Genomic DNA, 15,359 nt, shown 5'->3' on the forward strand with positions numbered 1-15,359 from the left:
TTCATGGTTATTATAAAATTTTATCAGTATGCAGGAGTATGCGTGAGTATGCGTAAGTATGCGTGAGTATGCTCCTTTTTAACGTGAAAAAAATTTCACATATTATTATTTACATTCTCTTCTAATATGTGTTATTTAATGTATTTAAAATTTGCTATAATATAATAGAAAAAATATAATTATGGAGGTGTAAAATGGGTAAAAAAATTCTTATTGTAATAATTGCTTTATTAAATGTAATGATTTTTTCGACAAACATTTATAATTTCGAATATTCTTTAAAAAACAATTCAAGAGTTGCAGAAACAAAATATTTTAAATTTATATTTGAGAAAAATTTATCTTATATCTTTCCTGTATTAAATAAAGTAGCTGACAAATTATATGAAAATTATGAAGATTTTTATGAAACGTCACCAGGAAGTATAACAGTATTTGTATATGATGATGTAGACTTTGTAAATTCATTTGCTATTCCGCATTTGAATATTATAAGATTATATGTAAATCAACCAGATTCTTCAATAGGGTTAACTGAAAATGTACGTACATGGCTGCCGTTTGTTTTTTCTCATGAGCTTAATCACGTTTTTTATGGCAATATGAGGAATAAATATATAGACTGGATTCCATATGATTTTATCAAAAAAGGATTATTATCAATGAATTGGCAACCAAGTTATTTGCATGAAGGACTTTCAATATATATGGAAAGCAAATATTTTAAGGGAAGATTTGAGGATAGTATATTTAATATGTATTTAATGGCAGAAATTATTTCAAATAAATATCCAGAATATTATCTTGGTTCTGGTTCAATGACAGATAAATGGTCACCAGCAGGATTTAATTATATGTATGGTGCAATATTTACAAAAGAGATTTCTGAAAAATATGGAGAAGAAACATTAAAAAAAATCATACAGGATATGAATTCAAAATTGTTTTTTAACACGATAAAATATTCTTTTGAAAAGGTCACAGGAGAAAAATGGAAAGACTTTTTATTATATATAAAGGTGAAATATAAAAATCTTTATTTAGGTAGATCTGAAAAAGGATATAAAGATAATTATAAACCTTTAAATAATGCATTTCATTATACCGGAAATCTTAATACAGATGGAGAAAAGCTGTATTATTATGGAGAATTTGAAAATAAAATTAAAGGGGTATATAAAGGTGACGAATATGTAGGCAATTATAGAAAATTTAGCATATCAAAAGATGGAAAGCTATTATACCTTTCAAGTATTACTAATAATAATGAAAATAGAAATATTCTTTATTTAAAATGTGATTGTCCGTTATCTGATAAAATAATTGCAAACAGAGTTAGATCCTTTAATTTTATTGATAATAATAGAGTGGTATATACAACAATAAAAAATGGTTTTACTACTACATATATAATGGATTTAAGAACAGGAAATAAAGAAAAAATAATATCAGAAGGATATTATGTAATAAATAATTTTACATCTAATGGTAAAGAAGTATATTTTTCAGCTAACTTTGACAATACCACTGATATATATAAATATGAAATAGAAACAGGAAATTTATTGAGATTAACAAGAAACCAATATACTGAGAGAGATTTATTTCTGTATAACGATTACTTATATTTCTCAGCGGATTATGAGGATAATATATACAACATATATAGGTATAATATAAAAAATAAAAAATTGGAAAAAATAACAAATCACATATACGGAACATTTAATCCTGTAATCATAAAAGAAAAATTATATTTCATTTTTTACGATGAAAATGGGTATCATATTTCAACATTAAATCTAGATAATTTATCAAAAAAATTAATTGAGACTGTTGAATTTAATGAATATATAGCTGTTTCACCTTTAATTTATCATATGAAACCTGACAAATATAGTAAATATGAGGAAAAAACAAAATATAATTATATAATACCATTAGTTTATAATAATAAAATAGGTGTGGGATATATATCTTTAAGCGAAGGTTTGAATTACGGTTTTGGTGCAGGTGTGTTAACGGATATCAATAATACTTCAATGATTGTTGGAGGATATTTGAATTTATATACTAATAATTTTATTTTATCTACAATAGGAAATGAAGGAATATATACGGACATTTCAATATCCAAAGATTTTCAATTTTATTTAAAATCAAAATATTATCTGACAATTTCAAATAATCTTCAGTTGCATAATATATCCCCTGTATCAAATACCTTTAGTATAAATATAACAAATAATCCGTATTATATAAACAGCATTCAGTTATATAATTATAATGTATCAATGAACATTAATAATGCATATACATCAATAAATATTTCAAAGCCATTCTATGTATTTTCATTTGTTACAACACCATATGGATATTACGATACATCTGGAAATCTTGTTTTAGGAACATCTTTTTCAAAAAAAATATGGAATCCTGATATTTCAATATTTGATGGAAAATTTAGATTTGATAATTTATATTTAACAGGTAATATATCCTATAATATTCCTTTTCACAAAACAACATGTGGAATATCTCTGATATTTAATTTTACAGAATTTTACTGGGCAAATGTTCCAATTCCAATAAAAATAATTGATTTTTCAAATTAATAGATATAAGTATTAATTAGCTATAATCCCCCGATATTGGGGGATTATTTTTATTTTAAAAATTATGAAAATGATTTCTTGGAAAGATTACGGATAATTAACGAGAGTTATGGTTGATTATTGTTAGTAGGTTATTTTTTTTATAACATAATGTTACTTGTAATATTTCGAAAATAAATATATAATATGATTAAAGATATTGAAATTAAGTTAATAATTTTTTGAAGAAAACTTGAAAAAGTTTTAAATATATTATGTATGTCTATTCTTGTAAAAGGAGGGGAATTATGATAACGTTTTCTTATGATTACGCAAAACCCAAAACGCTAGATGAAGCCCTTGAATTATTGCAAAAAGACGGGGCTTATCCTATGTTAGGAGGAACTGATTTAATTGTAAAAATGAGAGCGAATCGAATTAAACCAACAGTTGTAGTAGATTTAAAAGGAATTGATGAATTATTTAAAGTAGATTTTTCCAAAGAAAATGGATTAACCTTTGGTGCTGGAATAAAACTCAATGTATTGGTTGAAGAATTTGATTTTGTAAAAGAATATTATCCAACATTGTATCAGGGGGCAAGAGTAGTTGGAGGGTATCAAACCAGAAACAGAGGAACTGTTGCTGGTAATATTTGTAATGCTTCACCTGCTTCAGATACAGCTCCAGCATTATTAACATATGATGCGGAATTAAATCTTGTAAGCAAGGAAGGCGAAAGAACAGTAAAATTAACAGAATTCTTTGTAGGACCAGGAAAAACTGTATTGAAAAAAGGAGAGATTGTAAAATCAATCCATTTGCCTTTTGAAGGTGAAAGTATAGGAAGATATTACAAGATTTCAAGAATTAAAGCAGTTGACCTTTCAACAATTGGAATGGCATTAACTGTAATTGATCCAGAAGGAAAGAGAGATATAAGAGTTGCATTAGCTTCTGTTGCTCCAACACCAGTTAGAATTTTTGAAGCAGAAGAATTTATAAAGGGTAAAGAATTAACAAAGGAAAATGTTGAGGAGTTTGCAAGAATAATACATGATAGTGTTTCTCCAATAACAGATGCAAGGGGAACAGCTGAATATAGAAAAAGAATGGCTAAAATATTACCTATAAAATTGCTAAGAGAATTAAATTTGTTGAAGGAGGGGATATAATATGAAAATTACATTTACAGTAAATAATGAAAATGTAGAAGTTGATGTAAAGCCAAATGAAACCCTCCTTGATGTATTAAGAGAAAAATTATACCTTACAGGTGCTAAGGAAGGTTGTGGAAATGGCGAATGTGGTGCCTGTACAGTTATATATAATGGAAGACCTGTAAATTCATGTCTTGTTTTAGCACCAGAAGCAGAAGGCGCAGTAATTGAAACAGTAGAAGGCTTAACAAAGGATAATAAATTACATCCTATTCAGGAAGCATTTATTGAAGCTAATGCTTTCCAATGTGGATATTGTACACCAGGATTTATTATGTCTACAAAAGCAATGTTAGAAAAAGTTCCAAATCCAACAAAAGAAGTTATTGTTGAAAGATTGGCAGGTAATTTATGTAGATGTACCGGTTATACAGTAATTATTGATGCTGTGAAATTAGCTGCCCAGAAAATGGGAGGTGCAAAATAATGAAATACGAATATCAACCACCTATTAAATTTGAACATGTAGGAAAACCTATGAATCGTGTAGATGGTTTTGAGAAGGTTACTGGAAACGCTAAATATGTAACAGACATGTTTTTCCCAAATATGTTATATGGTGCAGTAAAAAGAAGTCCAATACCTCATGGAATTATAAAAAAGATAGATACCTCTAAAGCTGAAGCTTTGCAGGGTGTAAGAGCAATAGTTACAGGGAAAGATGTTCCATATAGACAGGGAATTTATCTTGTTGATAGACCTGTAATTACTCCTGATAGAGTTAGATATGTTGGAGAACCAGTGGCAGCTGTAGCAGCAGACTCATTGGAAATTGCAAGAAGAGCTGTTGAATTAATAGAAGTTGAATATGAAGAATTACCTGTAGTTCAGGATCCAAGAGAATCCTTAAAAGGTGAAGTATTAATACATCCTGATCTTGCAAATTATGATAGATTACCTATATATAATATAGAACCTGAAAGAAATGTATTTCATCACCATAAAACAAGAAAAGGTGATGTAGAAAAAGGTTTTAAAGAAGCAGATGTTATAGTTGAAGGTGACTATTACTTACCTCAAATGTATCATGCTCCACTTGAACCACATGCAGCAATAGCTTTCTGGGATTATAACGAAAAGCTTACTGTATGGTCAAGTGCACAATCTCCATTTACATTAAGAAATTTAATAGCTCATGCATTTAAGATCCCAAGACATAAGGTTAGAGTTATAGCTCCTTATGTTGGTGGAGGATTTGGTGGTAAAGCTGGTATAAATATGGAGGGTATAGTAATTGCATTAGCTGAAAAAGTAAAAGGAAGACATATAAAGCTTGTTTATACAAGAGAAGAAGATGTCGCAACAGTTGTTAGACAGGCAATGTATGCTCATATAAAAACAGGTGTTGAAAATGATGGAACAATTGTGGCAATGGAAGCTGAATTAATATTCGATGGAGGAGCATATGCAGAATATGGAACAAATGTTGTAAGAGCTGCTGGATATACACTTCCAGGTCCATATTATGTTCCAAACCTTAAAACAGATTCCTTTGGTGTTTATACAAATCACTTTATTGGTGGTGCATTTAGGGGATTTGGACATGGAGAATTGCATTGGGCAACAGAAAGAAATCTCGATGAAGTTGCACAAAAATTAGGTATAGATCCACTTGAATTAAGATTGAAAAATGTATTAAAGCCAGGATTAACAAATTCAATGGGTCAAACTATACATCATGATACTGGTGATGTAGAAGCATGTTTGAAAAAAGCAGCAGAATTAATAGAATACGATAAAAAACCTGAACAACCTGCAGATCCAAAGAAAAAGAGAGGTAAAGGTATAGCAGGTCTTGTAAAGGCTCCAGCTATGCCGACAAATGCAGCATCAGCCGTTGTAATTAAATTTCATGAAGATGCAACAGTAACATTGCAGGCAAGTATTCAGGAAATTGGTCAGGGATTCAATACAGCAGTTACGCAAATGGCTGCAGATGCATTACATATTTCACCGGATAAAATACACTTTGTAATGCCTGTTGATACTGATGTAAATCCATATGAATGGCAGACAGTTGCAAGTAGGGCATTATGGACTGTAGGTAATGCATTATACAGAGCTGCGGAAGATGCATTAAATCAAATCAAAAATATAGCTTCACAGGTATTGGGCGTTGCACCTCATAATTTAGAAGTAGAAGATGATAGAGTATATGTAAAATATAGACCGGAAAAATATTTATTGTTAAAAGATGTTGTAATGGGATACACCTACCCAGATGGGCATGCCATTGGTGGCCCGGTAATTGGAAGAGGTAGTTTTGTTCCTGAAATGCTTACAAATCTTGATCTTGAAACAGGTCAGGGTAATGCAGCAGCTGAATGGACATTTGGAGCTCAGGCTGCAGAGGTTGAAATTGATACAGAAACAGGTGAAATAAAAGTATTGAGTATGGTTGGGGTGTTTGATGCAGGTACTATTATAAATCCAATTACAGCAGGTGGTCAGGTAGTTGGTGGAATGATTCAGGGTATGGGACCAGCATTATTTGAAGGGGTTAAATATAACGATAAAGGTTATCCATTAACTGTATCGTTTACTGATTATAAGATTCCAACAATAGCCGACATACCAGATGAAATAAAATATGACTTTGTTGAAACCTTTGAAGAATCTTCACCATTTGGTGCTAAAGGTGTAGGAGAACATCCAATGATTTCAATACCACCAGCAATAGCAGCAGCTATTTATGATGCACTTGGAGTAAATATAAATGAATTGCCATTATCACCGGATAAAATATTAAAAGCACTTGATGAAAAGAATAGTTAAAATTTAGATATTGTCTATCCAAATCTTTTTTAGGAGGGGAGAAGCATGGGCGAAAGCGAATATTTGAACATTACGCCTCAAGAAGACAGAAGCGCGAACATGAGTACTGGGGGATTGATTTTGCTTGGATTACAACACACATTTACCATGTTTGGCGCAACAGTATTGGTGCCTTATTTAACGGGTATTCCAGTTAATGTAGCTCTTTTGACAGCTGGGTTAGGAACATTGTTATTCCACTGGATTACCAAATGGAAAGTTCCAGTATTTTTAGGATCAAGTTTTGCTTATATTGCACCAGTAGTAGCAGTAACAACTTATTACATGCAACAGGGAGGACTTGAATACAAGAGTATACAGGATGCAGTTCAAGCGGGGGTAGATCTGAGACCTTATCTGGCATATGCCACAGGTGGTATTGTTCTTGCAGGACTTGTTAAATTTGTATTTGGTTTATTAATAAAATGGATAGGTATTAGAAGATTTGAAAAATTATTCCCACCTGTAATTTCCGGTACAATGATTATTCTTATTGGTTTAATTTTGAGTCCAGTAGCAGTTAATATGGCAAGCGGTAATTGGACAATAGCATTAATCTCATTATTTACTGCAATATTTGTAAGATTATATATGAGAGGATTTAATAGACTTGTTCCAGTTATCTGGGGTATTATAGTAGGTTATGTTGTAGCATTGATTACAGGTAATGTTAACTTTGCAGAATTATCAACAGCAAGCTGGATTGGTATGCCAGAAATGTATTTACCTAAATTCTCATGGTATGCAGCAGCAGCAATTGTACCAGTAGCTATAGCCCCATCAGTAGAACACTTTGGTGATGTATTTGCTATATCAGCAGTTGTTGGTAAAAAGTTCTATGAAGATCCAGGAATGCATAGAACATTAATGGGTGATGGGCTTGCAACATCATTAGGTGGTTTGCTTGGAGGTCCAGCAAATACAACATATAGTGAAAACACAGGTGTTCTTGCATTTACAAAGGCATTTAATCCATGGATAATGAGAATAGCAGCATTTTTTGCAATTTTAATGTCATTAGTACCAAAAGTTGGAGCACTTGTTAGATCAATACCTGTTCCAGTTATGGGCGGAATTGAAATCTTATTATTCGGTATGATTGCAAGTATAGGTGCAAAAACATTAATTAACAATCAGGTTAAAGTAGAAGGTAAAAACCTTGTTATTATGTCATTAATGCTTGTTACAGGTCTTGGTGGAGCAGTATTCCAGGCTGGTAACTTTGCATTACAGGGATTGGGTTTAGCAGCTATAGTTGGTATTTTAGCTAATGCAATATTATCATTAACAGGAGCATCAGATGACTGATATTATTGTTTCAAAAAATGTTTTTGAAAAACATGTAAATGAAGAAGCAAAAATCTTTTTCAAAACAAAACATACAGTATATTATAAATTTAACGATTCGGATATATTGACTCTGACAACTCATTCGAACCGGGTAGGGGCATTGGGGCTAACAGCCCCCTCCCGATTCCTTAAATTCAAAAAAGTATATGTAAACAAAAATAAGGTTTTAGTATTTGATAACGTTTTCTTTTTAAGCAAGTTTAAATTGTATGATCCAACAATAACAAACTTTAGAAAAAACGTAAATATAGATGAAGCTATTAATTATATAAAACAAAATGTTGATAACAGAATATCTTTGAAAATAATAAAAGGTTTATTTGATAAAAAATATGAATCATTAATAGGATTTGGTCCAGGATTAACTCCACTTGGTGATGATATATTATCAGGAGTTCTTTTAATGGAGCATTATTTTAAAAAAGATTTAGTGGATAAAGATCACATTATTTTTATTTCAAGAAAAAAAACAAATGATATTTCTTATTTTCAAATGAAATATGCTGCCGAAGGATTAGCACCATTGCCAGTTAAAGAATATTTAAGTAGCGGTAATAAGGATGATTTATTAAAAATGGGAGCTACATCTGGAAGTGGATGGTTATTGGGGATTACCTATTACTTTGAGTTTGGAGGGATAGCGGATGGTCTATACAATGATAAAACCGAATTCGTATTATGATTCCGTAACCCTTATGTTGATAACCGAAGATATAAAAAAAATGGAAGGTATTGAAGAAGCTTTGGTTGGCATGGGGACGGACACAAATAAGGAATTTTTAAAAGAATTGGATATGATGTCAGAAGAAGTTGAAAATTCTACACCAAATGATCTTTTGATTGTTGTAAAAGGCGAAAATATAGACATGGAAGAAATAGAAAAAACTGTTGAAGAGTTACTAAAAACAGAAACAGAAGAAGATGAAGGGGAAAAATTCTATCCTTCAATGGATTCTGCACTTAACAAAGTAAAAGACGCAAATATGGTATTAATCTCTATTGCAGGTGAATATGCAGGTCTTGAAACTAAAAAGGCTCTTGACAGAGGACTTAATGTAATGTTATTTAGTGATAATGTTTCACTGGAAGATGAAATAAAATTAAAAAAATATGCGCTTAAAAAAGGATTACTTGTTATGGGACCAGATTGTGGAACAGCTATAATCAATGGAGTACCTATGGCATTTTCAAATGTAGTCAACAGGGGGAAGATTGGTATTGTTGCCGCATCCGGAACTGGCGCTCAAGAAGTATCCTCTATCATCTCAAATCTTGGATGCGGCATTTCCCAGCTCATTGGAACTGGCGGAAGAGATGTAAAGAAAGATGTTGGAGGATTAATGTTCCTTGAAGGAATTAAGAGATTAATTGAAGATGATGAAACAGAGATAATAGTACTTGTTTCAAAACCACCATATCCAGAAGTAGTAGAAAAAGCTGTTGAATTATTGAAAAAGACAAATAAAAAACATGTCGTTCATTTTGTAAACGGAAAAGTGGAAGATGACACAATTACAGTTGGACATACTCTGGAAGATGCTGCTATAAAGGCTGCATTGTTGTGTAAAGGCGAAGAAATAAAGAAAGATATTTATACGTATTTTGATTTCCTTGAAGCATTTGATTTTGAAACAAAGGTAAAAGAAGAAGCAGAAAAAATAAAAGAAGGAAAATATATAAGAGGACTATATTCTGGTGGAACATTGGCTGATGAAGCAATGGTATTGCTTGCAAAAGAGATAGGTCCAATATATTCCCCAGCACCATTAGATCCAGAATATAAGCTTGAGAATATAAATGAAAGTAAGGAAAATACAGTAGTGGATATGGGTGAAGACGAGTTTACAGTTGGAAGACCACATCCTATGATTGACTTTACAATGAGAAAGTCCAGACTTGTAAAAGAATATCTCGATAAAGATACGGCAATAATACTGGTTGACGTAGTGTTAGGCTGGGGTTCACATATGGATCCTGCTGGTGAAATTGCAGAAGCAGTAAAGAACGCCAGGGAAGTTTCTGATAAGTATAGATGTGTAATAGCAAATATTTGTGGAACATATGAGGATCCACAAAAATATAATGAACAAAAGAAAAAACTCGAAGATGCTGGTGTTATTGTCTTCCCAAGTAATGCCAGTGCAGTAAAATTCGCAGTTAGCGTTTGGAAGGAGTTGGGAAGATGAGTTTATTTAAAGAAGAATTAAAAATCATAAATATCGGATTGAAATCATTCTATGAAGATTTAAAAAAACAGGGAGCACATGTTGTGCATGTTGATTGGAAACCACCACTTGGCGGTTCAAAGGCTGTAAAAATATTAAATGACTTTTCAAATGTTAAGGTAGATGTTGAAGCAGCAAATGCAAAAGCAGTAGAAAGAATTATGAATTCACAGCCAACCCTTGTTGGAATGGCATTGGCAAAAGATGTAGTTCCAGGAATGAAAGAAAATATGATTTTACATGCAGGTCCTCCAATTACGTGGGATAGAATGTGTGGTCCATTAAAAGGCGCAATAATTGGTGGGCTTATCTATGAAGGAAAAGCAAAAAATGAAAAAGAGGCTATTGAGTTAATAGAATCAGGAGAAATTCAATTTGATCCATGGCATCATCATGATGGTGTAGGCCCTATGGCTGGTGTTGCAACACCTTCCATGCCTGTGTTTATAGTTGAAAACAAGACATATGGTATAAAAGCATATTGTACAATGAATGAAGGTTTAGGAAAGGTTTTAAGATATGGAGCAAATGGACCTGATGTAATTGATAGACTTAAATGGATGGAATCAGTGTTATATCCAGTTTTAAAAGAAGCTATTGAAATAAAAGGCGAAATTAATTTAAAGAATCTTATTGCTCAGGCAGTTCAAATGGGCGATGAATGTCATAATAGAAATAAAGCAGCAACATCTTTGTTTATCAGGGAAATTGCACCTGCAATACTTGATACATCGTTCTCTGATAAAGAAAAGAAAGAAGTAATTGAATTTATTAATTCAAATGATCATTTCTTCCTTAATTTATCAATGCCAGCAGCAAAATCAGCAACATTAGCAGCAGAAGGTATTGAAGGAAGTACAATAGTTACAGTAATGGCAAGAAATGGAACTGATTTTGGTATTAGAGTAGCTGGGTTACCAGGAGAATGGTTTGTTGGTCCAGCACAGGAAGTAGAAGGATTATACTTCCCGGGATTTACAAAGGAAGATGCAAATCCTGATATTGGAGATAGTACTATTACAGAAACAGGCGGATTTGGTGGATTTGCAATGGCTGGTGCTCCGGCTATAGTTAAATTTGTTGGAGGTAGTGTTCAGGAAGCAATTGAAACAACACAGAAGATGTATGAAATTACAGATGCAGAAAATAACACATATAAAATACCATTCTTGAATTTTAGAGGAACGCCAACAGGATTAAATGTTAAAAAAGTTGTTGAAAAGGGTATATTACCAAGAATTAATACAGGTATAGCCCATAAAGAACCAGGTATAGGGCAGGTTGGAGCAGGTTTAACCTATCCACCTATGAATATATTTATAGATGCATTGGAAGCATTTGTAAAAAAATACTCAGATTGAGGGGGGATTATTGTGGCAGGTATTAAAGTGTATGATTTAACTCAGAAGATTGGTATTACAACACCACCATGGCCAGGTTATGAGCCAATGAAATTGTGGTATTTCAAGAGAATGATGCTTCAGAAGGTTAACGGACAGATAGTTCAAACAAGTATGCATAATGGTACACATCTTGATGGTCAAAGACATTTTATGACTGGCGGAAGAGATATAGCTTCATTGCCACTTGATGGTTATTTGTTCGGTGAAGGGGTTATTTTAGATATTTCTAAAGAAGTTGGAGATTTTGATATTTATACACCAGAAACATTATTAAAGGTTGCAAAAGAAAATAATCTCGAGATTAAAAAGGGCGATATTATAATTATTAACACTGGTTATCACAAATATGCATGGGATCAACCAGAAGCAAATGAAAATAAATATTATTACTTCCACCCAGGACCAGATCAAAGATTTGCTGATTGGTTAAAAGAAATGGAAATTAAATGGGTTGGTGTTGATTGTGGTTCTGCAGATCACCCAATGAATACAATATTAAGAGAATACAGACCTGAATTTGCTAAAATGGCAGACGAACACTTTAGAAAAAAATACGGAAAACCATTAGATGAATACTTTACAGATGAAACGTATCAATTAATGCATATTGATTTATTCCCACACTTGATTTTACACGCTGAAAATCTTGGTGGAGAAATTGATAAAGTATTAAATAGAAGAATGTACATAGGTATATTCCCATGGAAACTTGTTGATGGTGAATCAAGTATAGCTCGTGTAGCTGCATTTGAAATTGAAGGATAATTGAAACGATAAAATTGATTAATAATAACAGAAAACGATAAAAGATAAAAATGGAGGGGAAAGATTATGTGGAAAGAAATACCGGAAAAAGTATCACAGGAAAAAATTACATTTGATGTTAGAGAAATAGAACCAATGTTAGCAGGACCGTCATTGAAATTAGAACCATATGAACCAGAAATGGCAAAATTAAAAGATGGAAATTATTTATATATCAGACCATTGAAAAAAGAAGAAGTACCTCAATTATTACCATTTATAAAGAAATTATTAGATGTAGATCATGACTTTTATGATATTGTTGGTGTAAGAGTATATGGCGAATTATTAGGATGGTATAGAGATAGATTAAAGGATCCATATTTCATGATTGGTACAATTAATGGGAAATTAGCAGGTTTTGCAAATGCAAGAGTTATGAATAATGGAATTCATATTAGTTTACACTCAATGGCATATGTAAGAGGATTAAAAGTAGGAGCTATTATGTATTATGCAAAAGCTAAATATGCATTTGAAAAACTGGGAGCAAAAGAATGGTGGTCAACATTTGAAAGTTATAATGGTTGGAAGAGATGGGGTTTAGGTATGGCACAACCATCATATCCATGGCCAGATGTACAGCATGAATTAGGTGGAGCAAAAGTATATTACATTACAAGAGAATATTGGGATTTATCAGTAAAACAATATTTACTCGATTATATAAAGACAGATCTTGTACCTGCAACACCAGAAGTTGCAGAAGCAAACAAAGAATTAATAATCCCCGAAAGTCCTCTCGTTTAAATAGGGCTGGCAGGCCGAAAAGGCCTGCTCTTTTTTTAAAAAAGATAATATAAATAAAAAATAAATAAAAAAAGGAGCTTCCTTATGGAAAGCTCCTTTTTGATTGCTAATTAATTAAAGTATTCTCTTACAGCAAAAGATGCTGCAATAGCACCATCAGCTGCTGCTGTGATAATCTGTCTTAATTCCTTTTGAATAACATCTCCTGCAGCAAATACACCTTTCACATTTGTTTCTCTGTGTTCATCTACAGGGATATATCCATAATCATCAAGTTCTATTTTTCCTTTAAATAATTCTGTTACAGGAGTAAGTCCTACAAAAACGAATACTCCGTCTACATCGAAGTTTGTAATTTCACCAGTTTCTCTGTTTTCAAGTACAAGCTGAGTTACTTTCTTATCACCTTTGATTTCCTTTACTACAGAATTCCAGATGAATTTAATATTTTCTGTATTAAATGCTTTGTCCTGATATCTTTTATCAGCTCTTAACTTATCTCTTCTATGAATAATATAAACTTCTTTTGCTATTTTTGAAAGATAAAGAGCTTCTTCAACAGCTGTATTGCCACCGCCAATAACAGCAACTTTCTGGTTTTTGAAGAAATGTCCATCGCAGGTAGCACAGTATGAAACACCTCTACCAGCAAATTCCATTTCACCAGGAACACCTAATTTTCTTGGTGTTGCACCTGTTGCGATAACAACTGTTTTTGCTTTTACAATACTTCCATTATCAAGTGATATTATCTTTTCATCTTTACTGAAATCAACATTAATAACTTCACCATCGTAAAATTCTACGCCAAATTCTCTTGCGTGTTCTCCAAGTTTTGTTGCTAATTCTTCTCCTGTAATAGATTTAAATCCAGGATAGTTTTCAACATATTCTGTTAAGTTAATCTGACCGCCTTCTAAATCTTTTTCTATAATTAATGGCTGGATTCCGCCCTGAACAGCATAAATCCCTGCTGCAACACCTGCTGGACCACCGCCAATAATTACCATATCATAATATTCTTTTAAATCATGTTTTTTTGATGATCCAAGATCAAAGAACATGGCTTATCCCTCCACAGCTTTTAATACTTCTTCAACGAAGTTTGGTTCAGGATATGCACCAATAAATTCACCTTTAACTACCCATTCACCATTTTCAAATGCTTCAATAACTGTGTGTGGTACAGAACTTACATTGTGTTTCATTGAAATTTCGTAAAATTCGTTAGCTTCTACCATTTCACCGTTTATATTTTCATTAATCATTGCAGCCATCTGTGCTGATAAAACAGCTCTTGGACAGTATGGACATGTTGGAGTTACAAATACTCTTAATCTTATTTTTTTGTTTATACCCTTTAATTTTTCAATTGTGTCTTCTGAGAAATCTACTTCTTCGCCATTTTTGGACATGAGAATTAAATCCTGTAATAATGTGCTGAATTCATGTCCTGAAGGAATTCCGTAAAATCTTACACCTAAATCTGAACCATTTGATGCAAGAATAACTGTTGCTGGAGCTAATGTTTTATCAATTTCATATTCTTCTGCAAGTGGAGAGTCAATATTTTCAACTTCTAAATCAACATTATCTACACCTTCTGATAATTCTGTGTATAATTGTTTTGTTACTTCACAGTATTCGCAATCATCTTTTTCGAATAAAATTATTTTTACTCTACCTTTCATTTCCCCTAATAAATCCTTTACCTGTTCTAATGTTTTGTCATCTAATAATCTTTCCATTTTACTACACCTCCGAAGTTTTATATATTTTCTTTTGCTTTATTAATAAAGTTTTTTAAAACTATTATCTGTTCTTCCATTTCAGAAATAAATCTTTTCATTCTTTCTTTTCCTTTTTCTGTCACCTTATAAATTTTTCTTGGTGGACTTGATGTTGTATCCCAATCAAACTCTATTTCGCCACGTTTTTCAAGATCTGAAAGAGCCCTGTATACTCTTCCTTTTTGCCCAATTCCTTCTGGAATTGTTATACCCATTTCGCATAGCCTATTGGATAGTTCATAGCCATAACTGGGCTTTTCGGCTATTAATATCAATAATAAATCGCATATTAACTTTCCGCTCTTTTGAAATATTTTACACTTATTTGCCGAATTCATTTATTACCCTCCAAATAGTACTAAAAAAGTCAATTTTTCCATCCATGATTATATTATATACATTATGTATA

13 protein-coding genes are annotated in these 15,359 nt (G+C 32.0%); 10 read left to right on the top strand and 3 right to left on the bottom strand.

Annotation, left to right across the window (positions count from 1 at the left end; translation table 11 throughout):
* Positions 1-194 precede the first annotated feature (194 nt).
* The 10 genes from MARPI_RS08225 (at position 195) to MARPI_RS08270 (ending at position 13,160) form a co-directional block, all read left to right on the top strand.
* Complete coding sequence (locus MARPI_RS08225) at positions 195-2,615, top strand: hypothetical protein (RefSeq protein ID WP_014297136.1); 2,421 nt, start codon at positions 195-197, stop codon at positions 2,613-2,615.
* A 287-nt stretch (positions 2,616-2,902) separates the two neighbouring features.
* Positions 2,903-3,769: an FAD binding domain-containing protein gene (locus MARPI_RS08230; RefSeq protein ID WP_014297137.1), complete on the top strand. Its 867-nt coding sequence runs from the start codon at positions 2,903-2,905 to the stop codon at positions 3,767-3,769.
* Between the two features lies 1 nt (position 3,770).
* Positions 3,771-4,241: a (2Fe-2S)-binding protein gene (locus MARPI_RS08235; RefSeq protein ID WP_014297138.1), complete on the top strand. Its 471-nt coding sequence runs from the start codon at positions 3,771-3,773 to the stop codon at positions 4,239-4,241.
* Positions 4,241-6,589, top strand: a complete 2,349-nt coding sequence (locus MARPI_RS08240; RefSeq protein ID WP_014297139.1) for a xanthine dehydrogenase family protein molybdopterin-binding subunit — start codon at positions 4,241-4,243, stop codon at positions 6,587-6,589. The genes MARPI_RS08235 and MARPI_RS08240 overlap by 1 nt, the downstream gene beginning before the upstream one ends.
* A gap of 45 nt (positions 6,590-6,634) precedes the next feature.
* On the top strand, positions 6,635-7,936 hold the full coding sequence (locus MARPI_RS08245; protein WP_014297140.1) for a uracil-xanthine permease family protein: 1,302 nt from the start codon (positions 6,635-6,637) through the stop codon (positions 7,934-7,936).
* Positions 7,929-8,660 (top strand): oxamate carbamoyltransferase subunit AllH family protein, encoded by a 732-nt coding sequence (locus MARPI_RS08250; RefSeq protein ID WP_014297141.1) that lies wholly within the window; start codon positions 7,929-7,931, stop codon positions 8,658-8,660. Before MARPI_RS08245 ends, MARPI_RS08250 begins: the two co-directional genes overlap by 8 nt.
* On the top strand, positions 8,623-10,164 hold the full coding sequence (gene fdrA / locus MARPI_RS08255; protein WP_014297142.1) for an acyl-CoA synthetase FdrA: 1,542 nt from the start codon (positions 8,623-8,625) through the stop codon (positions 10,162-10,164). The genes MARPI_RS08250 and fdrA overlap by 38 nt, the downstream gene beginning before the upstream one ends.
* Positions 10,161-11,564, top strand: coding sequence for a YlbE family protein (locus MARPI_RS08260; protein ID WP_014297143.1), 1,404 nt, complete (start codon positions 10,161-10,163; stop codon positions 11,562-11,564). Before fdrA ends, MARPI_RS08260 begins: the two co-directional genes overlap by 4 nt.
* A 12-nt stretch (positions 11,565-11,576) precedes the next feature.
* A complete protein-coding gene (locus MARPI_RS08265) occupies positions 11,577-12,371 on the top strand; it encodes a cyclase family protein (protein WP_014297144.1) in 795 nt (264 codons plus the stop codon).
* Between the two features lie 66 nt (positions 12,372-12,437).
* Entirely contained in the window at positions 12,438-13,160 is a 723-nt protein-coding gene (locus MARPI_RS08270) for an N-acetyltransferase (RefSeq protein WP_014297145.1), read from the top strand.
* Between the two features lie 110 nt (positions 13,161-13,270).
* On the opposite strand, the gene trxB is transcribed toward MARPI_RS08270, so the two are convergent.
* Genes trxB through MARPI_RS08285 form a run of 3 tightly spaced genes read right to left on the bottom strand, consistent with a single transcriptional unit; the run spans position 13,271 to position 15,288 of the window.
* Positions 13,271-14,224 carry a thioredoxin-disulfide reductase gene (gene trxB, locus MARPI_RS08275; protein WP_014297146.1) on the bottom strand — a complete coding sequence of 318 codons (954 nt, stop codon included), beginning with the start codon at positions 14,222-14,224 and terminating at the stop codon, positions 13,271-13,273.
* Positions 14,225-14,227: 3 nt separating this feature from the next.
* The gene (gene pdo / locus MARPI_RS08280) at positions 14,228-14,908 is read right to left on the bottom strand and encodes a protein disulfide oxidoreductase (protein ID WP_014297147.1); all 681 of its coding nucleotides are present in this window, start codon (positions 14,906-14,908) and stop codon (positions 14,228-14,230) included.
* A 20-nt stretch (positions 14,909-14,928) separates the two neighbouring features.
* Positions 14,929-15,288, bottom strand: coding sequence for a PadR family transcriptional regulator (locus MARPI_RS08285; RefSeq protein ID WP_014297148.1), 360 nt, complete (start codon positions 15,286-15,288; stop codon positions 14,929-14,931).
* Between the last annotated feature and the right edge of the window lie 71 nt (positions 15,289-15,359).

The organism is Marinitoga piezophila KA3, from assembly GCF_000255135.1.
GTDB classification, from domain to species: Bacteria; Thermotogota; Thermotogae; order Petrotogales; family Petrotogaceae; genus Marinitoga; species Marinitoga piezophila.